Origin of the sequence: Burkholderia sp. BCC0398 (genome assembly GCF_902833245.1) — a bacterium.
Lineage (GTDB): Bacteria > Pseudomonadota > Gammaproteobacteria > Burkholderiales > Burkholderiaceae > Burkholderia > Burkholderia sola.
On record NZ_CADFEM010000012.1, the window covers coordinates 37,014 to 60,385 of the forward strand.

General features: G+C 67.6%; 25 protein-coding genes, 1 tRNA gene and 1 riboswitch. Of the genes, 11 read left to right on the forward strand and 15 right to left on the reverse strand.

Annotation, left to right across the window (positions count from 1 at the left end; translation table 11 throughout):
• Positions 1 to 97 precede the first annotated feature (97 nt).
• From HWX76_RS24885 to HWX76_RS24895, 3 genes are all read left to right on the forward strand, one after another.
• The gene (locus HWX76_RS24885) at positions 98 to 1,438 is read left to right on the forward strand and encodes an MFS transporter (protein WP_050011842.1); all 1,341 of its coding nucleotides are present in this window, start codon (positions 98 to 100) and stop codon (positions 1,436 to 1,438) included.
• A gap of 62 nt (positions 1,439 to 1,500) precedes the next feature.
• Entirely contained in the window at positions 1,501 to 2,904 is a 1,404-nt protein-coding gene (locus HWX76_RS24890) for an enolase C-terminal domain-like protein (protein ID WP_124631747.1), read from the forward strand.
• A 143-nt stretch (positions 2,905 to 3,047) separates the two neighbouring features.
• Positions 3,048 to 3,359 carry a hypothetical protein gene (locus HWX76_RS24895; RefSeq protein WP_089488054.1) on the forward strand — a complete coding sequence of 104 codons (312 nt, stop codon included), beginning with the start codon at positions 3,048 to 3,050 and terminating at the stop codon, positions 3,357 to 3,359.
• A gap of 68 nt (positions 3,360 to 3,427) precedes the next feature.
• Here HWX76_RS24895 and HWX76_RS24900 read toward each other — a convergent pair.
• The 5 genes from HWX76_RS24900 to HWX76_RS24920 form a co-directional block, all read right to left on the reverse strand.
• Positions 3,428 to 3,503: transfer RNA gene (locus HWX76_RS24900), tRNA-Ala, on the reverse strand.
• Between the two features lie 66 nt (positions 3,504 to 3,569).
• Positions 3,570 to 3,932, reverse strand: a complete 363-nt coding sequence (locus HWX76_RS24905; protein ID WP_124631748.1) for a c-type cytochrome — start codon at positions 3,930 to 3,932, stop codon at positions 3,570 to 3,572.
• The gene (locus HWX76_RS24910) at positions 3,929 to 4,729 is read right to left on the reverse strand and encodes a BON domain-containing protein (protein ID WP_050011839.1); all 801 of its coding nucleotides are present in this window, start codon (positions 4,727 to 4,729) and stop codon (positions 3,929 to 3,931) included. The genes HWX76_RS24905 and HWX76_RS24910 overlap by 4 nt, the downstream gene beginning before the upstream one ends.
• Before the next feature lie 17 nt (positions 4,730 to 4,746).
• A complete protein-coding gene (locus tag HWX76_RS24915) occupies positions 4,747 to 5,331 on the reverse strand; it encodes an SIS domain-containing protein (protein WP_050011838.1) in 585 nt (194 codons plus the stop codon).
• Positions 5,332 to 5,457: 126 nt separating this feature from the next.
• On the reverse strand, positions 5,458 to 5,886 hold the full coding sequence (locus HWX76_RS24920; RefSeq protein ID WP_176016556.1) for a YraN family protein: 429 nt from the start codon (positions 5,884 to 5,886) through the stop codon (positions 5,458 to 5,460).
• A gap of 46 nt (positions 5,887 to 5,932) precedes the next feature.
• Here HWX76_RS24920 and rsmI point away from each other — a divergent pair, with 46 nt between their 5' ends.
• On the forward strand, positions 5,933 to 6,820 hold the full coding sequence (gene rsmI, locus HWX76_RS24925) for a 16S rRNA (cytidine(1402)-2'-O)-methyltransferase (protein ID WP_124556836.1): 888 nt from the start codon (positions 5,933 to 5,935) through the stop codon (positions 6,818 to 6,820).
• 103 nt (positions 6,821 to 6,923) lie between these two features.
• Here the strand turns inward: rsmI and HWX76_RS24930 are convergent, their stop codons facing one another.
• Positions 6,924 to 7,535 (reverse strand): septal ring lytic transglycosylase RlpA family protein, encoded by a 612-nt coding sequence (locus tag HWX76_RS24930; RefSeq protein WP_050011835.1) that lies wholly within the window; start codon positions 7,533 to 7,535, stop codon positions 6,924 to 6,926.
• Between HWX76_RS24930 and HWX76_RS24935 the strand changes: the two genes are divergently transcribed.
• The 4 genes from HWX76_RS24935 to HWX76_RS24950 all read left to right on the forward strand — a co-directional run bounded on the left by HWX76_RS24935 (position 7,417) and on the right by HWX76_RS24950 (position 10,043).
• On the forward strand, positions 7,417 to 7,731 hold the full coding sequence (locus tag HWX76_RS24935; protein WP_162484451.1) for a hypothetical protein: 315 nt from the start codon (positions 7,417 to 7,419) through the stop codon (positions 7,729 to 7,731). The genes HWX76_RS24930 and HWX76_RS24935 overlap by 119 nt on opposite strands.
• Before the next feature lie 461 nt (positions 7,732 to 8,192).
• Positions 8,193 to 8,837: an MBL fold metallo-hydrolase gene (locus tag HWX76_RS24940; protein WP_050011834.1), complete on the forward strand. Its 645-nt coding sequence runs from the start codon at positions 8,193 to 8,195 to the stop codon at positions 8,835 to 8,837.
• Positions 8,834 to 9,493 carry an exonuclease gene (locus HWX76_RS24945; protein ID WP_050011833.1) on the forward strand — a complete coding sequence of 220 codons (660 nt, stop codon included), beginning with the start codon at positions 8,834 to 8,836 and terminating at the stop codon, positions 9,491 to 9,493. The genes HWX76_RS24940 and HWX76_RS24945 overlap by 4 nt, the downstream gene beginning before the upstream one ends.
• A 79-nt stretch (positions 9,494 to 9,572) precedes the next feature.
• On the forward strand, positions 9,573 to 10,043 hold the full coding sequence (locus HWX76_RS24950; RefSeq protein WP_006477376.1) for an Lrp/AsnC family transcriptional regulator: 471 nt from the start codon (positions 9,573 to 9,575) through the stop codon (positions 10,041 to 10,043).
• A gap of 69 nt (positions 10,044 to 10,112) precedes the next feature.
• Here HWX76_RS24950 and HWX76_RS24955 read toward each other — a convergent pair whose 3' ends face one another.
• From HWX76_RS24955 to HWX76_RS24965, 3 genes are all read right to left on the reverse strand, one after another.
• Entirely contained in the window at positions 10,113 to 11,270 is a 1,158-nt protein-coding gene (locus tag HWX76_RS24955; RefSeq protein ID WP_050011832.1) for a cation diffusion facilitator family transporter, read from the reverse strand.
• A 242-nt stretch (positions 11,271 to 11,512) separates the two neighbouring features.
• The gene (locus HWX76_RS24960) at positions 11,513 to 11,806 is read right to left on the reverse strand and encodes an H-NS histone family protein (protein ID WP_006491875.1); all 294 of its coding nucleotides are present in this window, start codon (positions 11,804 to 11,806) and stop codon (positions 11,513 to 11,515) included.
• 359 nt (positions 11,807 to 12,165) lie between these two features.
• A complete protein-coding gene (locus tag HWX76_RS24965) occupies positions 12,166 to 12,825 on the reverse strand; it encodes a pyridoxamine 5'-phosphate oxidase family protein (protein ID WP_124631749.1) in 660 nt (219 codons plus the stop codon).
• Positions 12,826 to 13,065: 240 nt separating this feature from the next.
• Here HWX76_RS24965 and HWX76_RS24970 point away from each other — a divergent pair, with 240 nt between their 5' ends.
• Positions 13,066 to 14,283, forward strand: a complete 1,218-nt coding sequence (locus HWX76_RS24970; RefSeq protein WP_050012092.1) for an MFS transporter — start codon at positions 13,066 to 13,068, stop codon at positions 14,281 to 14,283.
• An 88-nt stretch (positions 14,284 to 14,371) separates the two neighbouring features.
• Here the strand turns inward: HWX76_RS24970 and HWX76_RS24975 are convergent, their stop codons facing one another.
• Positions 14,372 to 15,514, reverse strand: a complete 1,143-nt coding sequence (locus HWX76_RS24975) for a branched-chain amino acid ABC transporter substrate-binding protein (RefSeq protein WP_050011830.1) — start codon at positions 15,512 to 15,514, stop codon at positions 14,372 to 14,374.
• A 437-nt stretch (positions 15,515 to 15,951) separates the two neighbouring features.
• Positions 15,952 to 17,034: a nitronate monooxygenase gene (locus HWX76_RS24980; protein WP_176016509.1), complete on the reverse strand. Its 1,083-nt coding sequence runs from the start codon at positions 17,032 to 17,034 to the stop codon at positions 15,952 to 15,954.
• 222 nt (positions 17,035 to 17,256) lie between these two features.
• Here HWX76_RS24980 and HWX76_RS24985 point away from each other — a divergent pair, with 222 nt between their 5' ends.
• A complete protein-coding gene (locus HWX76_RS24985) occupies positions 17,257 to 17,949 on the forward strand; it encodes a dienelactone hydrolase family protein (RefSeq protein ID WP_050011828.1) in 693 nt (230 codons plus the stop codon).
• A gap of 81 nt (positions 17,950 to 18,030) precedes the next feature.
• Positions 18,031 to 19,509: an amidase family protein gene (locus HWX76_RS24990; RefSeq protein ID WP_124556859.1), complete on the forward strand. Its 1,479-nt coding sequence runs from the start codon at positions 18,031 to 18,033 to the stop codon at positions 19,507 to 19,509.
• Positions 19,510 to 19,614: 105 nt separating this feature from the next.
• Here the strand turns inward: HWX76_RS24990 and metF are convergent, their stop codons facing one another.
• The 4 genes from metF to HWX76_RS25010 all read right to left on the reverse strand — a co-directional run bounded on the left by metF (position 19,615) and on the right by HWX76_RS25010 (position 23,356).
• Complete coding sequence (gene metF, locus HWX76_RS24995; protein ID WP_050011827.1) at positions 19,615 to 20,445, reverse strand: methylenetetrahydrofolate reductase [NAD(P)H]; 831 nt, start codon at positions 20,443 to 20,445, stop codon at positions 19,615 to 19,617.
• A gap of 34 nt (positions 20,446 to 20,479) precedes the next feature.
• A complete protein-coding gene (locus HWX76_RS25000; protein ID WP_011882923.1) occupies positions 20,480 to 20,833 on the reverse strand; it encodes a phage holin family protein in 354 nt (117 codons plus the stop codon).
• 96 nt (positions 20,834 to 20,929) lie between these two features.
• Positions 20,930 to 22,348 carry an adenosylhomocysteinase gene (gene ahcY, locus HWX76_RS25005; RefSeq protein WP_050011826.1) on the reverse strand — a complete coding sequence of 473 codons (1,419 nt, stop codon included), beginning with the start codon at positions 22,346 to 22,348 and terminating at the stop codon, positions 20,930 to 20,932.
• A 32-nt stretch (positions 22,349 to 22,380) separates the two neighbouring features.
• Positions 22,381 to 22,509, reverse strand: a riboswitch (S-adenosyl-L-homocysteine riboswitch).
• A 112-nt stretch (positions 22,510 to 22,621) separates the two neighbouring features.
• Entirely contained in the window at positions 22,622 to 23,356 is a 735-nt protein-coding gene (locus tag HWX76_RS25010) for an RNA polymerase sigma factor FliA (protein ID WP_006484033.1), read from the reverse strand.
• Positions 23,357 to 23,372: the final 16 nt, after the last annotated feature.

Below are 23,372 nucleotides of genomic sequence, written 5' to 3' on the forward strand. Positions count from 1 at the left end.
CGGTGCCCGGCCTCCGCCGGCGGCATCACTACATTACGCGCGCACCCGACGCGCGTGCCGCTCGACGGCGCCTTCCGCCCTTCGGAGGAGACAAGTCATGAATCCGCTTCACGCATTGCCGGCGTCCGCGTCGGCAACGGCCCGGCGCACCCGCGTGCGCTGGCTGGTGCTGGCCGTGCTGTTCGCGGTCACGACGATCAACTACGCGGATCGCGCGGCAATCGCGATCGCGGGCCCCGCGCTGGCCCGCTCGCTGCACCTGAGCCACGTGCAGATGGGCTTCATCTTTTCCGCGTTCGGCTGGTCGTACGTGATCGCGCAATTGCCGGGCGGCTGGCTGCTCGACCGTTACGGATCCCGCATCGTCTACGCGTTCAGCATCTTCTTCTGGTCGCTGTTCACGCTGCTGCAGGGCGGGATCGGCTTCTTCGGCGGCGCGGCCGCGTTCGCGCTGCTGTTCGGGCTGCGCTTCCTGGTCGGCGCAGCCGAGGCGCCGTCGTTCCCGGCCAACAGCCGGATCGTGTCCGCGTGGTTCCCGGCCGCCGAACGCGGCACCGCATCGGCGATCTTCAACGCCGCGCAGTACGCGGCGACCGTCGTGTTCGCGCCGCTGATGGGCTGGCTCGTGCACGCGTTCGGCTGGCAGTCGGTGTTCGCGGTGATGGGCGTGCTCGGCTTCGCGTTCGTGCTGGTGTGGAACCGCACGATGTACGACCCGAAGGCGCACCCGACCATCAACCGCGCGGAACTCGACTACCTCGCCGAAGGCGGCGCGCTCGTCAACATCGACCAGGCGACGGGCGCACGCGAAGGCGGCCCGTCGATGCGTCACGTGAAGGCGCTGCTGAGGAACCGGATGCTGGTCGGCGTGTACGTCGCGCAGTACTGCATCAACGCGCTCACCTACTTCTTCATCACGTGGTTTCCCGTCTATCTGGTGCAGGCGCGCGGGATGTCGATCCTCAACGCGGGGCTCGTCGCGTCGATCCCGGCCGTGTGCGGGTTCCTCGGCGGGATTCTCGGCGGCGTCGTGTCCGATGCGCTGCTCAAGCAGGGCCGGTCGCTGTCGGTCGCGCGCAAGGTGCCGATCGTGTTCGGCATGCTGCTGTCGATGTCGATGATCGTCTGCAACTACACCGATTCGCATGTGCTCGTCGTGCTGTTCATGGCGCTGTCGTTCTTCGGCAAGGGGCTCGGCGCGCTCGGCTGGGCCGTCAACGCCGACACCGCGCCGCGCCAGATCGCCGGCCTGAGCGGCGCGCTGCTCAACACGTGCGGCAACCTTTCCAGCATCACGACGCCGATCGCGATCGGCTATATCGTCGACCGCAGCGGCTCGTTCAACGGCGCGCTCGTCTATGTCGTCGCGCATGCGCTCGTCGCCGTGATCTGCTACCTGTTCGTCGTCGGCGAGATCCGCCGCGTCGAGCTTCAATGAACGGCGCGGGCTGCGCCGGCGCGTCCGGCGGCCCGCGCGCCAATGGAACCAGGAGCGAACCGATGTCCGAACCCAGCCGTGCCGGCACCCCGCGCGTCACGCGCATGCAGGTGATTCCCGTCGCCGGGCGCGACAGCATGCTGCTCAACCTGTGCGGCGCGCACGCGCCGTACTTCACGCGCAACCTCGTGATCCTCGACGACAGCAGCGGACACACGGGCGTCGGCGAAGTACCGGGCGGCGAAGGGATCCGCCACGCGCTCGAGCGCATGACGGATCGCGTGGTCGGCCAGTCGATCGGACGCTACCAGGCGACGCTCAATGCGGTGCGCGCGGCGCTGTCCGGTGGGGGCGCGGGTGCCGGTGCCGGCCGCACGATCCGCCACGAAGTGACGTCGGCCGGCGAGGCGGCGGTGCTGCGGCAGCCGCACGAGATCAACCTGCGGCTCGACAACGTGATCACCGCGATCGAAGCCGCGCTGCTCGACCTGCTCGGCCAGCACCTCGACGTGCCGGTCGCGGCGCTGCTCGGCGAAGGCCAGCAGCGCGACGCGGTGCCGATGCTCGCGTATTTGTTCTACATCGGCGACCGGCGCCGCACCGATCTGCCGTATCGCGACGAGGCGCACGCTTCGGACGCCTGGTTCCGGCTACGCAACGAGGCAGCGCTGACGCCGGCCGCGATCGCGCGGCAGGCCGAAGCCGCGGTCGAGCGCTACGGTTTCGCCGATTTCAAGCTGAAGGGCGGCGTGATGGCCGGCGCCGACGAGATGGAAGCGATCGCGGCAATTAAGGCGCGCTTTCCCGACGCGCGCACGACGCTCGACCCGAACGGCGCGTGGTCGCTCGACGAGGCCGTCGCGCTGTGCCGCGGGCAAGGCCACCTGCTCGCGTACGCGGAAGATCCGTGCGGGCCGGAAGGCGGCTATTCGGGCCGCGAGGTGATGGCCGAATTCCGCCGCGCGACGGGGATCCCGACCGCGACCAACATGATCGCGACCGACTGGCGGCAGATGGATCACGCGGTGCGGCTGCAGGCGGTCGACATCCCGCTCGCCGATCCGCATTTCTGGACGATGCAGGGCTCGGTGCGGCTCGCGCAGCTGTGCCGCGACTGGGGGCTCACGTGGGGCTCGCACTCGAACAACCATTTCGACGTGTCGCTCGCGATGTTCACGCATGCGGCGGCGGCCGCGCCCGGCACGATCACCGCGATCGACACGCACTGGATCTGGCAGGAAGGCGACGCGCGGCTCACGCGCGAACCGCTCGCGATCGTCGGCGGCCAGGTGGCCGTGCCAGAGCGGCCGGGGCTGGGGATCGAGCTGGATATGGCGCAGGTCGAGGCTGCGCATGCGTTGTACAACGCGGTGGGCGGTACGGCGCGCGACGATGCGGTGGCGATGCGTTATCTGGTGCCGGGGTGGACGTACGATCCGAAGCGGCCGAGTTTGGGGCGGGTTTAGGGGTAGTTTAGGGCGGGGTGACGGGGTGGCAGGCGGTGGCGGTTGCCAAACATGGAAAACGGTCGCATCCTGCCGACTGCCTTGATCGGCCCGTGCGGCGGACGGTCGGGGGCCCCCCGTCCATCCGCAACAGAACGCGCTCCATGACGTCATCCGATCCGACACCGCGACAGATCATCGTTTTCGTGCTGTATTCAGTGCTGTGCCTGCCCGCGAGCATCACCGTCGCCGGGTATGCCGCGACCCGGATCACGCAGAACGTATCGAATTTCGAAGGCGGTGCGGGCTATGCGGCGCTGTGGTGGATCGTCATTCTGACCTGCGCGTTCTGCGGGCTGTCGATCGTCGTCTGCGCGCTGCTGCGGAAGAGGACCGCCGTGCTCGCGGTCATGACGGTGGGATTCGCGGTGTTGTCGGTGCCGACGTTCAGATTGATCCACGAGTTGGCGACTTAGCGCGCCGACCACGGTCCTGCGGGAAAACAAAAAGGCCCGATCTCGCGATCGGGCCTTTCAAATTCCGTTGGTGGAGCGGAGGAGGATCGAACTCCCGACCTTCGCATTGCGAACGCGACGCTCTCCCAGCTGAGCTACCGCCCCAACAGTCGACCATCATACACACGCATTTCCGCGCTTGGCAATAGGGGTTACGTCACCCGCAGCGCATTACTTTGACGGCGCGCCGGCCAGCACCCATTCGACCACCGACCGGACGTCGGCGTCGCTCATGCGCGGATGCGCGGGCATCGGAATCGCGCCCCAGACGCCCGAACCGCCGTCCTTCACCTTCTTCGACAGCTTCGCGACGGCCTGCGGATCGGACTTGTAGCGCGCGGCGATATCCTTGAACGACGGGCCGACGAGCTTGCGGTCGACCGCGTGGCAGCCCATGCACGCGTTGCTGCGCGCAACCTTCAGGCCGTCGCCGACGTCCGCGTGCGCGGCGCCCAGCGTGCCGGCCACGAGCGCCGCGGCCGCGACGCCCTGCACCATCCATCGTTTCATCTGCGTCATCTGCCTGCCCGTCATTGCGCCTTCGCCTTCGGATTGCCCGGATGCACGCTCGACGAATTCGAGATCGGCGCGGGCGGCTGCAGCGGCGCGGACTGCACCGACGCGTCGGGCACCGCGCCCACCGTCGCGCTGTCCGCCGGGGCGGCAGCCGCCTGCGCGCCGGATGCGCCGCTCGCGGGCGACGCGTCCTGCAGCGCCTGCGCGTCCTGCGGCTTCACGTACTGGAATACCTTCACGACCTTCTCGACGCCCGGCACCTGGCTCGCGGCTTCGGCGCCGCGATTGCCTTCATCGACCGTGACGAGCCCCATCAGATAAAGATTGCCGCGCTCGCTGACGACCTTGTAGTAGTTCGCCGAGATGCCCTTCGTCGCGATCAGCTCCGATTTCACGCGCCCTTCGAGGTACGAGTCGTTCGCGCGCGACGACAGCGACGACGCCGGCCCGACCGACAGCTCGTTGACGATGCCGTTCACGTTGTTGATGCCGCGCACGATTTCCTCGGCGCGCTGCTTCGACGCATCGTTCGGCACTTCGCCCGTCAGCAGCACGCGGCGGTTGAACACCGTCACGTTCACGTGCGACTGGTCGGGCAGCCCGTTGTTGATCTGCGTGAGCGACTTGACCTGGATCTCGCGATCCTCCGTCTGCGCGCCGAGCGTGCGGCGATCGGTCGCGATCAGCGCGCCGCCGCCGGCCGCTGCGCCCACGACCCCGAGCACACAACCCTGCAGCGACACGGCGAGGCCCGCCGTCAGCGCGGCGAGCAGCGTGGTTCTGACGAGCGTCTGTTTGACGCGGCTTTGATTCATCGACGGCTCTCCTTCGTTCAATCCTCACCCAGCAGCATCGCGTCGATGCCGTCGCACAGGCAGTGGATGGTCAGCAGATGGACTTCGTGGATGCGCGCCGCGCGAACGGCGGGCACGCTGATCGGAATATCGGTATCGGACAGCGCGGCCGCGACCGTGTGGTCGTTGCCGCCCGTCAACGCGACGACGGTCATCTCGCGCTCGTGCGCCTCGTCGATCGCCGCGAGCACGCGCGGCGAAGCGCCGAGCGCGTCGAGCACCAGCAGGATGTCGCCCGTCTGGCCCAGCACGCGCACCTGCTGCGCGAACAACTGCTCGGCCGCCGCCGCGCCCGCGAGGCCGGCCTGCGATGCGTCGGTGGCCAGCGCGATCGCGGGCAGGCCCGGACGCTCGCGCTCGAAACCGCCGACGAGCGACGCGGCGAGGTACTGCGCGGCGGCGGCCGACGGGCCGTCACCGCACGCGACGATCTTGTTGCCGTTCGCCAGTGCGGCGAACATCGCATCGACCGCGGCTGCGATCGGCAGCGACAGCGCGTCGGCCGCTTCGGCGTGAAGCGCGGCGCTGTCGCGGAATTGTTGCTGAATACGTTCGACTGACATCGATTCCTGGTGAACTGGGCGCGCGGCACAACTCGCGCGACATCGTGGGTGCGGCGAGTTTACCGTACTCCGGCGCCCTCTCCGGCGGTCCGGCAAGAACTCTTTACATCTCGTCACAGCTCGCGGCTATGCATCGTCGGTACGAAATGCGTCGCGCAGCCACGCAAGCCGTCCGGCCTCGAACGCGACGACGTCGAAACGGCACGCGGCGCCGGCGCCGTGCCGCGACCAGAACTGCAACGCCGCCGCGACCAGACGCCGCCGCTTGCGCCAGCCGACGCTCGCGGCCGCGCCGCCGTGCCGGGTGCTGCGCCGCGCGCGCACTTCGACGAATACGAGCATGCCGTCTGGCTCGCGCATCACGAGATCGAGCTCGCCGCCGCGCATCGTCACGTTCGCGGCGACGAACCCGAGGCCACGACGCTCGAGAAACTGCCGCGCGCGCTGCTCGAACGCCGCGCCGACCGGTTTGGATCGCGCCGCGCCGGAAAAGTTGTCGCCCGAACGCGGCCGATCGCTGGCGCCCTCCGGCCGCGCCGGCGCCGCGTGGCACAATGCCGTCCTTGTTCCGCTCGTGCCGCGATTGCGTGCATTGCCTGCCATGACTGCCCTCCTCGAACTCGCGCATACGCAGCACTACCCGGACGCCGCGCTCTACGTGGTCGCCACGCCGATCGGCAATACGGCCGACATCACGCTGCGCGCGCTGCACGTGCTCGGCCTCGCCGACCGCATCGCGGCCGAAGACACCCGCAATACGGGCCAGTTGCTCGCCCGCTACGGGATCTCGAAACCGCTCGTCGCCGTGCACGAGCACAACGAACGCGAAGCCGCGCAGCGCGTGATCGAACTGCTGCGTGGCGGCGAACGCGTGGCCTACGTGTCGGACGCCGGCACGCCGGGCATCTCGGACCCCGGCGCGCGGCTCGTCGACGCCGTGCGCGCGGCCGGCTTCCCGGTGGTTCCGCTGCCGGGCCCAAGCGCGGCCGTGACCGCGCTGAGCGTGGCCGGCGACTGGGCCGGCGCGTTCACGTTCGCTGGCTTCCTGCCGCCGAAGGCGAAACAGCGCGCGACCGCGCTGCAGGCGCTGGCGTCGCACCCGTACGCGCTGGTGTTCTACGAAGCGCCGCACCGGATCGCCGAAACCGTCGACGCGCTCGCCGACGCGTTCGGCCCCGCGCGCCGGCTGCTGATCGCGCGCGAGCTCACCAAGCTACACGAGCAACTGTTTCAGGGCACCCTGGCCGAAGGACAGAGCTGGCTCGCCGGCGATGCGAACCGGCAGCGCGGCGAGTTCGTGCTGGTCGTCGAAGGCGCGCCGGCGGCAAGCGGCGAAGCCGACGACACCGCGCACGACGCGCTGCTCAGGCTGCTGCTGGAAGAGGTGCCGGTGAAGAGCGCGGCCAAGCTCGCGGCCGCGCTGACGGGCGCATCGCGCAACACGCTGTATGCGCGTGCGCTCGTGCTGAAGGAAGGCGACGAAGGCTGACGCGCGACGCCGCCGCGCGGAAACACAAAGGGCTGCCGGAAGGCAGCCCTTTGCGCAGGAGCGGACGATCCGCCGGGTTGTTGCGTCGGGTTGTTGCGCCGCGTTACTTCGCCGAGATCGATGCGAACATTTCGTTGCGTGCATCGCGCGCTTCCTGCGGCGACAGCCCTTCGATCTTCACGCGGCCCGTGCCGGCGTGCACGAGGCCGATCACCTTGGCCGCCGCATACGACAGGTCGAGCACACGGCCGCGCTTGAACGGCCCGCGATCGTTGACCTTCACGACGACCCACTTGCCGGTCGATGCGTTCGTCACCTTGATGTACGACGACAGCGGCAGCGTGCGGTGCGCGGCGGTGAACGCGTTCATGTTGAAACGTTCGCCGTTCGCGGTGCGGCGGCCGTGGAAATCCCGCCCGTACCACGATGCGCGGCCGCTCTGGCGGAAATCGGACACATCCTTGCCGTCGATCGGCTCGGCATCCGCCAGCGACGACTTCTTCGCGTCCTTGCTGTCGGCAGCCGGCATCGATGCCAGCGCGGAATCGAAATTGAGCGGCTGCTTGTCGTCGTCCGCCTTCGCGGCGGCGGCGGTCTTGTCGACCGCCTTCTTCTGGCTCACGCTGCCGGTGGTCTGGCTGGATGGTACCGCACAGCCCGTCAGCGCAAAAAACAATGCAATGGTTCCGAATCGGCTCGGAAAACGTAAATTCATCGACGTGTCGCCTTCTGGTTCGGGCCGCATCGATACAACGCTGCTTCACAACGCAGACATATGCGGCCCGGACGGCAAATGCGTGCACGCCCCGCTCGAATGCGAGCAGGCGGCTAGCATGGGCGCGGCGTTCGTCCTGGCCGCAACCGTCCTGATTAGCTTTCACGTCTGGCGCAACCTGTCCCCAACAGCCTGACCAGACCCCACATGCCGCCATCGAACATGGCTCCACGTTCGCGCGCGTCGCTACGACCAACGCACAGGAACGGCGGCACAGGCCTCATCCGGCGGCGCGGCAGCAGGGCCGCAGGCGGGCGCGCAGCACCCGGCCGGACAAGACGTGAGCACCGACTGCTCGGTGCTGGATACACCGCCGGACTCCCCGGCGGCTGATGCTTGACGGTGGATCGGACGCCTCGTTTAACGGGGCCGATACACCAGCGAATGGCGTGAAATTCACGCGCAATGGGGCGCATTATACATAAATCAAAACCTTGTCTCGAAAAGGGCCCCCGGCAGACCATTGATTCTCGCTATGGCTGTAACAATCGGCATGCTCCGGGAATGCCCTGATCCGCGTGCTGCGGCATGCATCGTACGCACGGCAGGCCACGCGCGCGACCGGTACAATCGCTCCTTTTAGCCGCCGGTGCCCTCATGAAAGTCACGCTCATTCCGGTCACGCCGTTCCAGCAGAACTGCTCGCTGCTCGTCTGCGAGAAGACGGGCCGCGCCGCCGTCGTCGATCCGGGCGGCGATCTCGACCGGATCGAACAGGAAGTCGCGCGGCAGAACGTGCAGGTCGAGAAAGTGCTGCTCACGCACGGGCACATCGATCACTGCGCGGGCGCGAAGACGCTCGCGACGCGCTACGGCGTGCCGATCGAGGGGCCGCAGGAAGAAGAACGCTTCTGGATCGAGAAGCTGCCGACGCAGAGCGAGCGCTTCGGCTTTCCGGCCGCCGACGTGTTCGAGCCCGACCACTGGCTGAACGACGGCGACACCGTGCGGTTCGGCGACGAGACGCTCGAGGTCTATCACTGCCCGGGCCACACGCCCGGCCACGTCGTGTTCTTCAGCCGCGCGCATCGCGTCGCGATCGTCGGCGACGTGCTGTTCGCGGGCTCGATCGGCCGCACCGATTTCCCGCGCGGCAATCACGAGGATCTCGTGCGTTCGATCAAGGAAAAGCTGTGGCCGCTCGGCGACGACGTCACGTTCGTGCCCGGCCACGGCCCGGTGTCGACGTTCGGCGACGAGCGCCGCACGAACCCGTTCGTATCCGACAAGGTATTCGGATGAACCAGACCGCCATCCCGGAAATTTACGTCAGCACCGACGTCGAAGCCGACGGCCCGATTCCCGGCCCGCATTCGATGCTGAGCTTCGCGTCGGCCGCCTATACCGAGGACAAGCAACTGATCGCGACGTTCTCGGCGAACCTCGAGACGCTGCCCGGCGCCAGCGCTCACCCGGTGCAGGAAGCGTGGTGGAAGACCGAGCCCGAAGCCTGGGCCGCGTGCCGGCGCGATCTGCAGACACCCGACGCGGCGCTGGTCGCGTACGTCGAATGGGTCGAGGCGCTGCCCGGCAAGCCGGTGTTCGTCGCGATGCCGGCCGGCTTCGATTTCACGTTCATGTTCTGGTACATGATGCGGTTCGCGGGGCGCTGCCCGTTCTCGTGGTCGGCGCTCGACATCAAGACGCTCGCGTTCGCGATGACGGGCCTGCCGTACCGCAAGGCGATCAAGCCGCGCTTTCCGAAGCACTGGTTCGACGACCATCCGCACACGCACGTCGCGCTCGACGACGCGATCGAGCAAGGCGCGCTGTTCTGCAACATGCTCGCCGACCTGCGCCGGCAGCAGGCCGCGCTCGCGGGCCTGGCCGTGTCGGATACCGATCGGTCGGAAAGCGCGGGGGCGGGACAAAATCCCACGGATCCGCGAGCAAATTAGCGAATCTCGCTCAACGGCGCGTCGCCAGATTGCCTTTCGTTCCCCGGCGCTCTAACATTCAGCGTGTTGTAGCTGCCGCATGGAGGCGCAGGTGACGCTCGATTCCTTTTCGCAAAAAATCCTTCGCCTGTTGCAGCTCGACGCGCGCCGTTCCGTTCAGGAAATCTCCGACCAGGTCGGGCTGTCGAGCACGCCGTGCTGGCGCCGCATCAAGGACATGGAACAGTCGGGCGTGATCCAGCGCTACACGGCGCTGCTCGATCGCGAGAAGCTCGGCCTGCACGTCTGCGCGCTCGCGCACGTGCACCTGACGCGCCACAACGAAGGCGGCGTCGAGCAGTTCGAGCGCGAGATCGCGACCTGCCCGGAAGTCACCGAGTGCTACAGCACGACCGGCGAAGCCGATTACATCCTCAAGATCGTCGCGCCGGACATCAAGGCCTACGACGTGTTCCTGCACGAACGCATCTTCAAGATCCCGGCCGTGTCGCAGGTGCGCACGAGCGTCGTGCTGCGCGAAATCAAGTTCGACACGCAACTGCCGCTGTAACGCGCGGGCCTGCCCTGCGGCGGGCCGCGTTCGCCGTTGCCGGTGCCAGTGCCGGCCGCCGGTTGCCGGTCACGTCTGCCCGGTCAACGTGCGCGTGAAGCCGATCCGGCGTGCGCCGAACTCGCGCTTCAGCGTGTCGATGTCGAGCCGGGCGGCCAGCGCCGCATCGGTGTCGCGCGGATCGCCGTCGAGCGTCACGTCGACCTCGAGCCCCGTACTCAGGTAATGCAGGTTGATCGCCGCCGCATGCAGCCCGCGCTGCGCGAGCGCGGCCTCGAGCCGCGCCGCCAGTTCGCCGCGCGGCGGCAGCGCGAGCGCCGGACGGCGCGCCGCATCGTTCTCCGGGTCGACATGGATCAGCGCATCGAGCACGCGCGGGTCGGACAGCACGCGCGCCCGCGCGGTCTCGGCGATGTAATGCCCTTCCGAGACGGAGATCTTCGGATCGACGAGGATGTGCGCGTCCACGAGCGCGGCATCGCCCATCTTGCGCGTGCGCAGGTCGTGCACGTCGCGCACGCCGGGCGTCGCGACGAGCAGCGCGCGGATCTCGGCCGTGTCGGCCGTATCGAGCGCGCGGTCGGAGAGGTCCTGCAACGCGTCATAGCCGAACGTCCAGCCCATGCGCGCGACCATGAAGCCGACGATCGCCGCCGCGATCGGGTCGAGCAGCCGCACACCGGCCAGGCTGCCGACGATGCCGATCGCGACGACGAGTGACGACGCCGCATCCGAACGCGCATGCCATGCGTTGGCGACGAGCATCGCCGAGCGCACGCGCCGCGCTTCGCGCAGCATGTAGCGAAACAGCGCTTCCTTCGACACGAGTACCGTCAGCGCCACGATCAGCGCGGAAAAATGCACGGCCGGAATGTTTTCGAGATTAACGAGGCGGTCGCCGGCGCGCCAGAGCATGCCGATACCGACCGCGATCAGGATCGCGCCGAGAAACAGCGACGCGACCGTCTCGTAGCGGCTATGGCCGTAATTGTGGTCGGCATCCGGCGATGCGCCGCTATGCCGATTCGCAACCAGCACGACAAAATCCGAGATCAAATCGGAAATCGAATGCACACCGTCCGCAATCAATGCTTGCGAATGCGCAATCACGCCGACCGCAATCTGAAATGTCGCAAGTACGACATTGAGGACAATACTGACGAGCGTGCTCTTGCGCGCAACGGCGTGCTTATCTGCGCTCTGCGCGTCGCCGGAAAACGTGGACATGAAATATGAGATATCGGTGTGCGGTACGCAATTCTATCAAAGGCGCCCCGCCAGCCCGGCCAATATCCACAAATTTCTCATTTAAATCAATCGCTTATGCGAACGTGTCGCATTTTCATTCACCGGACATGCTTACAGCTTCATGACGACCCGGCTGGGCCGCCGGTGTCCGGAAAACAAAAAAGCCGCGCTCCTCGACGGACACGCGGCTCTTTCGAAGAGCGGGCAACCTAAACGAACGCTTAAATCGCAAACTGTTCGCGGTTCTTGCCGGCGATCCAGCGCGGCGGCTTGCCACGACCCGACCACGTCGCGCCCGTTTCCGGATCGCGATACTTGGCCGCCACGCCTGCGCGCGGACGACCGACCTTGCCGGCCTTCGCGCGGCTGAGGCCGAGTTCGGCGAGCGAAAAGCCGTAGTCGGCAATTTTCTGCTTCACGTCATTCAGCACTTCAGCGTATTCACGCGACTTCGCTTCTTCGATTTGCTTCTCCAGCTTCTCCCGCTGGGCCAGCAGGTCCTTGTAAGAAGACATAGTTTCCCTTTCTATCTATCTGACCAATGGCGCCGGTCTGAGCCAGCTCACCATTCATGAAATATATGTGCCTCGGATTTTTGAAGGCAGAGATTAGCACAAAAAAGATTTGATAGAAGCGAGATTCATGAAAATCCCGAGATCAATTGAAATTCGCACATGTCATTTTGACCGGCCGCGGCCTTTTCTCAAATTTTTACGCTCCTCCATAGAGATTAGGACATTAGCGATTGGCTATTAGGTCTTTCAACATACGCAATTACCCTGCATTGAAGAAAATCAAAGCTTTCATCGGACGAGAGTTTCGCGAAAACCAGATGACGCCGTTTGCTAAACGAACAAATCACTGACCCGTGACGTCACGTCACATCCTTTGCGCGGGCGATCAGCTGTTCGCGCAGCGCACCGATGTCGGCCGACGGCGCGTCGAACGGCGTGCGCACGCGGCGGCCGTCGCATCGCCAGTCCGCGCCATGGCGATCGACGCCGAGCAGGTCGAGCCCGTCGCGGCGGGCGTCGCCCGCGTCGTATGCCGCCCACAGTGCCCGTTCGTCGTCGAACGCGAGCGGCGGCAGCGCATCGAGCTGCACGCCGTCGATCCAGCCCATCCGCCCGAACCCGACGATATGGCGCAACCGCTCGATCTCGAGCGCCCAGAACCCGAAATCGCCGAGCGCGAGATAGCCCGCGGCGCCCGGTTCGTAGCGCAGGTAACGCGCGGCGACGTGCGGATCGTCGCCGAGCGGCACGAACCGGCCCAGCAGCGTCGCACGCTCGGCACTCAACACATCGCCGGGGCTGGCGTCGACGACGAGGAAACCCGCGCGCGGATCGGCGGCGAGATTGCGCGTGTGCTCGGCCAGACCGCTCACCAGGATCACCGGCCGATGGCTTGCATCGGGTGCAAACGGCACGACCGTCGGATACGGGAAGCCCTCCGGTTCGCGCGCATGGGTGGCGAGCGTGCCGAACGTGCAGCGGTGCAGCAGATGCAGCGCGAAGGCGGGATCGATGTTCAAGGTGACTCCTGCGGTCGAAAGGCGGCGCGTCGGCCAGGGTTTCGATGTTACCCGCGGGCGCCGCACGCCGCGCATCGGCCAAACGGCCAATGCGCCACGAGGCCACTGCCGCGGGACGGCCCGAGCGCCCGCGCATCGGCCGAACGGCCATCGCCCGGCAGGATCGTAAGCGGTTCGATAGAATCGGACAAATCCGATCGGCGCCGCGTGCGCCCGCGCATTTTCCTGACGAGCCTTCCCGTGTCCGAATCCCCTTCCTCCGAATCGCCGTCCCCGTTCGCCGCGCCGCCCGACGCGCATCGCGTGCTGCCGCTGCCGGCGCGCCAGCGCGCGCGCACGGCGTCGATGGCGCTGTTCTTCGTCGCCGGCATGATGTACGCGTCGTGGGGCGTGCACGTGCCGACCGTGCGCGACAAGTTCGCGCTGAGCCCCGGGCTGCTGTCGATCGCGCTGTTCGCGGTCGCCGGCGGGTCGATCGCCGCGATGCTGACCATCGCGCGCTGGATCGCGCGCGTCGGCTCGCGCACCGCGTGCGTCGCCGGCGGGCTCGTGATGTCCGCGTGCGCGGCGCTGATCCTCGTCGTGCCCGACTACTGGATGCTGCTCGTGGTGCTCGCGCTGTTCGGCTTCTCGATGGCGACACTCGACGTCGCGATGAACGCCGAGGCCAGCGCGGTCGAAATCGCGCTCGGCAAGCCGATCATGTCGTCGCTGCACGGGATGTTCAGCATCGGCGGGATGGCCGGCGCGGCGGCCGGCGGCGCGCTGCTGTCGGCCGGCATGGCGCCGGTCGCGCATCTCGCGCTCGCGGCGGCGGCGAGCGCCGCGGTGCTCGTGGCCGCGAGCCCGGCCGTGCTGCCGCACGTACCGCACCACGAACAGGTGCACGGCGGCGGCAACCGCTGGCGCTCGCCCGCGTTGTGGATGCTCGGCGGCATCGCGCTGGTTGCGCTGATCGCCGAAGGCGCGATGTACGACTGGGCGACCGTCTACATGCGCGACGTCGTCGCGGCGAGCCCCGCGCTCGCGAGCGCCGCGTACGCGGCGTTCTCCGGCGGGATGGCCATCGCACGCTTCGCGGGCGACGCGGTGCGCGCCCGCTTCGGCGCGCCGCAGCTCGTGTTCGCGAGCGCGTCGCTCGCCTGTGCGGGGATGATCGGCGCGCTGCTGCTGCCGAATCCGGTCGCGGTGCTGACGGGTTTCACGCTGATGGGCCTCGGGCTGGCCAACATGATGCCGGTGCTGTTCGCGGCCGCCGCGCGCGTGAAGGGCATCCACGCGGCCGAAGGGCTCGCGCACGTGGCCGGGCTCGCGTATTTCGGACTGCTGTTCGGTCCGGTCGTGATCGGCGCGGTCGCGCAGGCCGCGAACCTGACGATCGGCCTGTCGGTCGTCGCACTGTGCGCGGCGCTCGTCGCGCTCGTCGCACCCAGGGTGCTCGCGCACCTGAAGATCTGACGGCGCGGCGGCGTAAGCCGGCCCAAAAAGAAAGCGCGCATGCGTTGCCGCATGCGCGCTTTCCCCCCTTCTGTCGGCCGCTGAAGCGTTACATCTTCACTTCGTCGAGCAGCGACTTCTTGCCGCTCTTGTAGTTGTACAGCGAAATCACGCCGTGCTGCAGGTCGCCCTTCGCGTCGAAGGTCGTCGTGCCGATCACGCCCGTGTACTTCGTCGCCGGCATCGCCGCGAGGATCTTCGCCGTGTCGGTCGAGTTCGCGCGCTTCATCGCGTCGGCGATGATGTACACGGCGTCATACGTGAACGGTGCGTAGATCTGGATCGGCTGGCCGAAGCGCTTCTCGTACTTCGCCTTGAACGCCGCGCCGCCCGGCATCTTCTCGAGCGAGGCACCGGCTTCCGAGCACACGATGTTGTCGGTCGCGTCGCCGGCCAGGTCGGCCAGCTTTTCCGTGCACACGCCGTCGCCCGCGAAGATCTTCGCGCGCAGGCCGAGCTGCTTCGCCTGTTTCGCGAACGGGCCGCCGGTGGCGTCCATGCCGCCGTACATGATCGCGTCCGGGTTTTCGCCCTTGATCTTCGTCAGAATCGCGCGGAAGTCGACCGCCTTGTCGTTCGTCGCGTCATGCGACATCACCTTCAGGCCGAGCGCCTTCGCCTTCTTCTCGAACTCGTTCGCGAGACCCTGGCCGTACGCGGTCGAATCGTCGACCACCGCCACGCTCTTGATGCCCTTCGAGTGCGCGTAGTTCGCCAGTGCCGGGCCCTGCTGCGCATCGGTCGCCACCACGCGGTACGTGGTCTTGAAGCCTTGCTGCGTGTAGGCCGGGTTGGTCGCCGACGGCGAGATCTGCACGATGCCCGCATCGCTGTAGATCTTCGAGGCCGGGATCGACGTGCCCGAGTTCAGGTGGCCGACCACCGCGACGACCTTGTCGTCGACGAGCTTCTGCGCAACCTGCGTCGCCTGCCGCGGGTCGGCGGCGTCATCCTGCGGGTCGAGTTGCAGCGTGATCTTCTGGCCGCCGATCGTGAGACCCTTCGCGTTGATCTCCTCGACCGCGAGACGCGCGCCGTTTTCGTTGTCCTTGCCCAGGTGTGCAATGCCGCCCGTCAACGGCGCGACGTGGCCGATCTTGACGACTTGATCGGCGGACGCGTTGCTTGCAGCTGCAGCGCACAGCATTGCCGCTGCGGTGATCGGCAACAGCTTTTGCATCTTGATATTCATGTAAGTCTCCAGTTCGGTCCCAAAAAACGCCATCGCCCGGTGCCCCGCTGCCATCCCCGTGTTTGCAATCACTGGACGATTCGCCGGTTGCATCCTTCATGCACTTGGCCTCAAGCACGTGAAAACCGCCGCTTTTAGCAGCCGCCCGCTCGTACTTGCGCGCAAGTGTAGGCGATCAAATTAATTTGTGGGACTTTTTTAGGATAGTGGTAACACTACCGATATGCGCGCTTTGGAAGGATGATTCGAATCGCGCTGCAAGCCCCGGCGGATAAGGGTTTCCGCTAATTTCGACGCACTGTCGAAAGGTCGTTTCAAGCGAGTCGCGCGGGCATTTCGATTCGGTATTTTGTGACCTGGATCATTGAATGAAACGCGCGTGACACCACGCGCGTTTCGTCGCCCCACATGAACGGCTCAAGCGGCCGAAACGGTGTTCAGGCAGCCGATGCGCGCCATTCCGCATCGAGCGCGGCGACCAGCTGCGACGTCGTCAGCGCATCGCCGCGCCGCCGCGCGAGCGGCGCGCCCTGGCCGGCCCACAGCGACAGGTAGTCGCCGTCATTCGCGCGCGCGGCCGCCTGCCGCAGCGGCTGGGTCAGCGCGTTCTGCACCGGATACGGTGGGACGTCGACCACGTGCTCGCCGAGCCGCGCCATCAGCATGTTGCGCAGCCCGCGTGCGTGACGGCCGGTGATCGCACGGGTGACCTGCGTCGACGTATCGGCGCTCGCGAGCAGACGCGCCTTCCAGTCCGCGGCGATCGCGCTTTCCGCGCACGTGAGGAACGCAGTGCCGAGTTGCGCGGCCTGCGCGCCAAGCGCGAGCGCGGCCGCGATGCCGCGGCCGTCCATGATGCCGCCCGCGGCCAGCACCGGCAGGCCCGTCGCGTCGACGAGCTGCGGGACGAGCGCGAGCGTGCCGATCAGCGCGTCGTCGGCGGCACCGATGAAGGTGCCGCGGTGGCCGCCCGCCTCGGCGCCCTGCGCGGAGATCGCGTCGGCGCCGGCCGCCTGCCACGCGAGCCCTTCGGCCACGTGCGTCGCGGTGCCGATCACATAGGTGCCGGCGGCTTTCAGGCGTGCGACGTCGGCTGCGTCGAGCACGCCGAACGTGAAGCTCGCGACCGGCACGCGCAGCGCGACGAGCGCATCGAGCTGCGCGCGGAAATCGGGCGCGTAGCGCGCGGGCGCCGTGCCAGGCGGCAAGCCGAGCGTGGCATTCAGCGGGTCGATCGCCGCCAGCGCGCGCGCGACGGTCGCCGCGTCGGGCGCGGCTTCATCGGGCAACACGAACAGGTTGATCGCGAACGGGCGATCGGTCGCCGCGCGGATCGCGGCGACTTCGGCGTCGATCCGTTCGGGCGCGAGCGCGCCGGCGCCGAGGCTGCCGAGCGCACCGGCATTCGATGCGGCGGCGACCATCGCGGTCGTGGTCGCGCCGACCATCGGCGCCTGCACGAGCGGCAGGCGCAGGCCGAAGCGTGCGGAAAAGGGCGTGGAAAACGAGCGGGCAGACATGGCGAATCCCTCGATGACGATGCGCGAAAGCGCTTTGTAAAGGCCGACCCGTCGACTCTATCGAAGCGGCGCGGCGCCGAAAAATGAAAAATCGAGATCGAAACGATCGCGGCGCGAGAAGCGGCCGCGTGCGCTGCAGCAGCGGGCGATTGGTGGCACACTAGGCCGCCTCTTTTCATCCCCGGGGGCGCCTTGCGCACCCCGCACGCAGGAGTTCAGAACGTGACTGCCCAATGGATCGACATCCCGACCGGTAACGACAGCTTCGGCGGCTATCTCGCCCTGCCCAAGCGCGGCAAGGGCCCTGCCGTCATCATCATCCAGGAGATCTTCGGCGTGAACGCGCACATCCGCGCGGTCGCCGATCAGTACGCGGCCGACGGCTTCGTCGCGCTCGCGCCGGACGTATTCTGGCGCACGCAGCCGCGCGTCGAGCTGACCTACGAGGGTGCGGATCGCGACAAGGGCATCGAGCTGCTGAAGAAGACCGACGTGGGTCTCGCGGTCGCGGACATCGTCGCGGCGGCCGACGCGTTGCGCGCGCGCCCCGAAGTGGCCGGCAAGCTCGCCGCGATCGGCTACTGCTTCGGCGGCCAGCTCGCGTATCGCGCGGCCGCGACCGGCAAGCTGGACGCGGCGGTGGCCTATTACGGCGGCGGCATCCAGAATGCGCTCGACCTCGCCGGCCAGGTCACGCAGCCGATCCTGTTCCACTACGCGGAAAACGACCACGGGATTCCGCTCACGGCCGTCGATCAGGTGAAGGCCGCATTCGCCGGCCGCGGCAACGCTTCGTTCCACGTGTACCCGGGCGCCGAGCACGGCTTCAACTGCACGGACCGCGCGTCGTACAACCAGCGCGCCGCGGCGCTCGCGCACGGCCGCACGCTGACCTTCCTCGCCGAGCATCTCTGAAAAGGCCCGGCCGCGGGCCCGGCGCGCCGGGCCCGCGTTATGCTCGCACCATCGCCACGAGTCACAACGGGGGTGACCGCGATGCACTCGGACTATCTCGCGCATGACGCAATCGGCCTCGCCGCGCTCGTGCGCGACCGCCACGCCAGCCCGCGCGAACTGCTCGACGCCGCGATCGGCCAGGCCGAAGCGGTGAACGGCGCGATCAACGCGATCGTGCTGCAGGACTACGAAGCCGCGCGCGCGCGTGCGGCGGCCGCGCCCCAACCCGGCGCCGACGCGCCGTTCGCGGGCGTGCCGTATCTCGTCAAGGATCTCGGCGCGGCGGTCGCCGGGCTGCCGCTGTCGATGGGCAGCCGGCACTACCGGTACTTCGTGCCGGCCGACGATTCGCCGGTGATCGCGCGCAGCCGCGCGGCGGGCCTGAACGTATTCGGCAAGACCAACACGCCCGAGATCGGCCAGATGCCGTACACGGAACCGGAACTGTTCGGCGCGTGCCGCAACCCGTGGAATCTCGACCACACACCCGGCGGGTCGAGCGGCGGCGCGGCGGCGGCCGTCGCGGCCGGCATCGTACCGCTCGCGCATGCGTCCGACGGCGGCGGCTCGATCCGCATTCCGGCGTCGTGCTGCGGGCTGTTCGGGCTGAAGCCGAGCCGCAACCCGGTGCTCGTCGACCTGCCGTCGAACGGCGAACTCGTCGTCCAGCACGCGGTGTCGCGCAGCGTGCGCGACAGTGCGCTGCTGCTCGACGTGACGACCGGCCAGACGCTGCCGCCCGGCGCGCCCGGCACCTTCCTCGGCGCGCTCGATACGCCGCCCGGCCCGCTGCGGATCGGCCTCGTCGTCGATCCGATGCTCGCGCCGGCACTCGCCGACGACACGCGCGCGGCGCTCGACGACGCGGCCGCGCTGCTCGAATCGCTCGGCCACCGCGTCGAGCCGGCGACGCTGCCGATCGACTACGCGCGCGCGGCCGAAACCTTCCTGACGCTGTGGGCGACGATCGCCGAGGACATGGTGCTCGGCGCGCGCGCGCTGACCGGCCGCACGCCCCGGCGCGGCGAATTCGAGGCCGCGACGTGGGCGATGGCGGTGGTCGGCCGACGGCTCGCGCGCACGCGCCTGCCGGACGTGCTCGAATGGCAGCGCCAGCTCACCGTGCAGGTCGCCGGTCTCGTGTCGCGTTACGACGCGATCCTGTGCGCATCGCTCGCGGGGCCGCCGGTGAAGATCGGTGAATTGCAGCCGACGCCGTTCGAATCCGCGCAGATGAAGCTGCTCGCCGCGCTGCCGGTGAAGCCGCTGCTGAAGGAAATGCTCGCGAAATCGTCGGAGAAGGCGTTCGCGTGGGCCGGCTGCACCGAGCTGTTCAACCTGACCGGGCAGCCGGCGATGTCGGTGCCGCTGTACTGGAATGCGCGTGGGCTGCCGATCGGCGTGCAGTTCGCCGCGCGCCACGCCGACGACGCGCTGCTGCTCCGGCTCGCGCGGCAGCTCGAACAGGCGCGGCCGTGGTTCGACCGCCGTCCGCCGCTGATGCAGGCGCAGCGCTGATTCGGCGGCTTGCGCCACGCGGCATGCGCGGCGCGTCACGATAAAAAAGCCCCGCCGGCGCAAACCGGCGGGGCTTTCACGCAGGCAACCGCGTGACGGCGCTCGTTACACCGCGAGCCGTTCGCAGATCGTCCGCGTCGCGACCGCCGCGTTCAGCGTATAGAAGTGCAGCCCCGGCACGCCCGCGTCGATCAGGCGCTGGCACAGGCTCGTGACGACGTCCGCGCCGAACGCGCGGATCGACTCGCGATCGTCGCCGAAGCTCTCGAGCCGGCGCGCGACCCAGCGCGGCACTTCGGCACCGCACATCTCGGAGAAGCGCATCAGCTGCGAGAAGTTCGTGATCGGCATGATGCCCGGCACGATCGGCACGTCCACGCCGAGCTTGCGCGTGTCGTCGACGAAGCGGAAATACGCATCCGCGTTGAAGAAGTACTGCGTGATCGCGGAATTCGCGCCGGCTTTCACCTTGCGCGCGAAATTCTCGAGATCGGCCTTCGGCGAACGCGATTGCGGGTGGTACTCCGGATAGCCGGCGACCTCGATGTGGAACCAGTCGCCATGCTCGGCGCGGATGAAGCTGACGAGCTCGGACGCATAGCGCAGCTCGCCGACCTCGCCCATCCCCGACGGCAGGTCGCCGCGCAGCGCGACGATGTGCCGGATGCCGTGCGAGCGGTACTGGTCGAGGATCGCGCGCAGGCTGTCGCGCGACGAGCCGATGCACGACAGGTGCGGCGCGGCCTCGAGGCCGTCCTTCTGCATGTCGAGCACGGTATCGAGCGTGCCCTGCTGCGTCGAGCCGCCGGCGCCGAACGTCACGGAGACGAATTTCGGCTTCAGCGGCAGCAGCTGCGCGCGCGTGGCGCGCAGCTTTTCGACGCCGTCCGCCGTCTTCGGCGGGAAGAATTCAAACGAGAGTTCGATCGGTTTCATGATTCGATGGGGTTGAGCCTGCGCCCGCTCGCCGTCAGCCGATGTCGCGCTGGCCGAAGATCAGGGCGGACAGCAGCCACGACACGATGCTGTACAGGATCGAACCGAAGAACGCGGACCAGAACCCCGACACCTCGAAGCCCTTCAGCAGCGACGACGCGAACCAGAAGCACAGCGCGTTCACGACGAGGATGAACACCCCGAGCGTGACGATCGTGACGGGCAGCGTCAGCAGGATCAGCACCGGCCGGATCACCGTGTTGATCAGCCCGAGCACGACCGCGACGATCAGCGCGGTGCCGAAGCTCTTGATGTGGATCGACGGCACGAGGTACGTGATGATCAGCAGCGCGAGCGCGTTGATGACCCAGGTGAGGATGACGCTCATGGAGGGCTCCGGTTCGGTTGTCGATCGGTACGATCGGTGAGCGCCGCCGCGCCGTGCGCCCGCAACGGGCGCGCACGGTGCGGCGGCCGCCGCGCATCAATAGCGGTAGTGGTTCGGCTTGAACGGGCCGTCCTTCTGCACGCCGATGTACGCAGCCTGCTCGTCCGACAGCACCGACAGGTTCGCGCCGATGCGCGCGAGGTGCAGGCGCGCGACCTTTTCATCGAGATGCTTCGGCAGCACGTACACCTTGTTCTCGTACTCGTTGCCGCGCACGAACAGCTCGATCTGCGCGAGCGTCTGGTTCGCGAACGAGTTCGACATCACGAACGACGGGTGGCCGGTCGCGCAGCCGAGGTTCACGAGGCGGCCTTCGGCCAGCAGGATCACGCGCTTGCCGTCCGGGAAGATGATGTGGTCGACCTGCGGCTTGATGTTTTCCCACTGGTACTGGCGCGTCGACGCGACGTCGATTTCCGAGTCGAAGTGACCGATGTTGCAGACGATCGCGTTGTGACGCATCGCCTTCATGTGATCGTGGTTGATCACGTGGTAGTTGCCGGTCGCCGTCACGAAGATGTCGGCCTTGTCCGCCGCGTATTCCATCGTCACGACGCGGTAGCCTTCCATCGCCGCCTGCAGCGCGCAGATCGGATCGATTTCGGTGACCCACACGGTCGCGCCCAGGCCGCGCAGCGACTGCGCGCAGCCCTTGCCCACGTCGCCGTAGCCCGCGACGACCGCGACCTTGCCCGCGATCATCACGTCGGTCGCGCGCTTGATGCCGTCGACGAGCGATTCACGGCAGCCGTACAGGTTGTCGAACTTCGACTTCGTGACCGAATCGTTCACGTTGAACGCCGGGAACGGCAGGCGGCCGTCCTTTTCCATCTGGTAGAGACGGTGCACGCCGGTCGTGGTTTCTTCGGTCACGCCCTTGATGTGCGCGAGGCGCTTCGAGTACCAGTTCGCGTCGACGTCGAGGTGCGCCGCGATCGACTTGTACAGCGCGACTTCCTCCTCGTTGGTCGGCTTCGCGATCACCGAACGGTCCTTCTCGGCCTTCGCGCCGAGGATCAGCAGCAGCGTGGCGTCGCCGCCGTCGTCCAGGATCATGTTCGCGAATTCGCCGTTCGGCCATTCGAAGATGCGGTGCGAGAACTCCCAGTATTCGTCGAGCGACTCGCCCTTGAACGCGAACACCGGCGTGCCGGCTTCGACGATCGCGGCCGCCGCGTGGTCCTGCGTCGAGAAGATGTTGCACGACGCCCAGCGGACGTCCGCGCCGAGCGCCTTCAGCGTCTCGATCAGCACGCCCGTCTGGATCGTCATGTGCAGCGAACCGGCGATGCGCGCACCCTTCAGCGGCTGCTGTGCCTTGTATTCGTCGCGGATCTGCACGAGGCCCGGCATTTCGGTCTCGGCGATGTTCAGTTCCTTGCGGCCCCAGCCGGCCAGCGCCATGTCGGCGACGACGTAATCGTGGGAAGCCTTGGAATCGATAATGGCGTTCATCACGCCCTCCTTTCTAAAAAGTTTCTAGATTGGTGACGTGAGCGCCGTTCAGGAAGCGGGGCCGGCGCGACGGTCGCTCGAAACGATCGCCGCACGGCTGCTTGGTGAAGCCTTCCGAGCCTGGCGGACGCTGATGGTCCGTCGCAACGCTCCTCGGAAAACGGAGGGGATTGTAGCAAATCGGCGCGCGAAATGCGCAACGACGACGCGTCGGCACGAGACGCGCGCGGCGCGGGCACGCGCGGCCGTGGCCGAAAGGGCAGGACTTCGGGGTCAGGACTCCGCGCCGACCCACGCCTGTTCGCGCAGCCGTGCGCGCAGGCGCGCGACGGCCTGGCTGTGGAGCTGGCATACGCGCGATTCGCTCACCTCGAGCACCGCGCCGATTTCGCGCAGATTCAGACCCCGTTCGTAGTACAGCGACATCAGCAGCTTCTCGCGCTCCGGCAGCCGCTCGATCGCCTCGACGAGCGCCTCGCGCAGATGCTCGTCGAGCAGCGCCGACAACGGATCGGCATGATCGACGCGATAGCGGTCGAGGAACGGCTCGTCGTCGGCCGCGCGATCGAAATCCTCGTAGTAGATGAGCTGGCTGCCGTGCAGGTCCTGCAGCATCCCCTGGTATTCGTCGAGCGGCATGTTGAGGTGCTGCGCGATCTCGGTCTCGCTCGCCGAGCGGCCGAGGTGCTGCTCGACCTGGTGCACCGCATGCTCGACCTCGCGCGACGTCTTGCGCAGGCTGCGCGGCAGCCAGTCGTTGCTGCGCAGCTCGTCGAGCATCGCGCCGCGGATGCGCTGCGTCGCGTACGTCTCGAACTGCGCGCCCTGGTCTTCCTTGTAGCGGCCGGCCGCGTCCATCAGGCCGATCATGCCGGCCTGGATCAGATCGTCGAGATCGACGCTCGCCGGCATCTTCGCGACGAGTTGCAGTCCGAGGCGGCGCACGAGCGGCGCATATTGCGCGAGCACGTCGGCCTGGGACATCTTTCCTTGAGCGTTGTACATCATGGCTCCCTCCTTCGGG

Coding starts and splice junctions, on each gene's coding strand:
- HWX76_RS24885 (WP_050011842.1), top strand. CDS start 98: ATGAATCCGCTTCACGCATTGCCGGCGTCCGCGTCGGCAACGGCCCGG.
- HWX76_RS24890 (WP_124631747.1), top strand. CDS start 1,501: ATGTCCGAACCCAGCCGTGCCGGCACCCCGCGCGTCACGCGCATGCAG.
- HWX76_RS24895 (WP_089488054.1), top strand. CDS start 3,048: ATGACGTCATCCGATCCGACACCGCGACAGATCATCGTTTTCGTGCTG.
- HWX76_RS24905 (WP_124631748.1), bottom strand. CDS start 3,932: ATGACGGGCAGGCAGATGACGCAGATGAAACGATGGATGGTGCAGGGC.
- HWX76_RS24910 (WP_050011839.1), bottom strand. CDS start 4,729: ATGAATCAAAGCCGCGTCAAACAGACGCTCGTCAGAACCACGCTGCTC.
- HWX76_RS24915 (WP_050011838.1), bottom strand. CDS start 5,331: ATGTCAGTCGAACGTATTCAGCAACAATTCCGCGACAGCGCCGCGCTT.
- rsmI (WP_124556836.1), top strand. CDS start 5,933: ATGACTGCCCTCCTCGAACTCGCGCATACGCAGCACTACCCGGACGCC.
- HWX76_RS24930 (WP_050011835.1), bottom strand. CDS start 7,535: ATGAATTTACGTTTTCCGAGCCGATTCGGAACCATTGCATTGTTTTTT.
- HWX76_RS24940 (WP_050011834.1), top strand. CDS start 8,193: ATGAAAGTCACGCTCATTCCGGTCACGCCGTTCCAGCAGAACTGCTCG.
- HWX76_RS24945 (WP_050011833.1), top strand. CDS start 8,834: ATGAACCAGACCGCCATCCCGGAAATTTACGTCAGCACCGACGTCGAA.
- HWX76_RS24950 (WP_006477376.1), top strand. CDS start 9,573: ATGGAGGCGCAGGTGACGCTCGATTCCTTTTCGCAAAAAATCCTTCGC.
- HWX76_RS24955 (WP_050011832.1), bottom strand. CDS start 11,270: ATGTCCACGTTTTCCGGCGACGCGCAGAGCGCAGATAAGCACGCCGTT.
- HWX76_RS24960 (WP_006491875.1), bottom strand. CDS start 11,806: ATGTCTTCTTACAAGGACCTGCTGGCCCAGCGGGAGAAGCTGGAGAAG.
- HWX76_RS24975 (WP_050011830.1), bottom strand. CDS start 15,514: ATGAATATCAAGATGCAAAAGCTGTTGCCGATCACCGCAGCGGCAATG.
- HWX76_RS24980 (WP_176016509.1), bottom strand. CDS start 17,034: ATGTCTGCCCGCTCGTTTTCCACGCCCTTTTCCGCACGCTTCGGCCTG.
- HWX76_RS24990 (WP_124556859.1), top strand. CDS start 18,031: ATGCACTCGGACTATCTCGCGCATGACGCAATCGGCCTCGCCGCGCTC.
- metF (WP_050011827.1), bottom strand. CDS start 20,445: ATGAAACCGATCGAACTCTCGTTTGAATTCTTCCCGCCGAAGACGGCG.
- HWX76_RS25000 (WP_011882923.1), bottom strand. CDS start 20,833: ATGAGCGTCATCCTCACCTGGGTCATCAACGCGCTCGCGCTGCTGATC.
- ahcY (WP_050011826.1), bottom strand. CDS start 22,348: ATGAACGCCATTATCGATTCCAAGGCTTCCCACGATTACGTCGTCGCC.
- HWX76_RS25010 (WP_006484033.1), bottom strand. CDS start 23,356: ATGATGTACAACGCTCAAGGAAAGATGTCCCAGGCCGACGTGCTCGCG.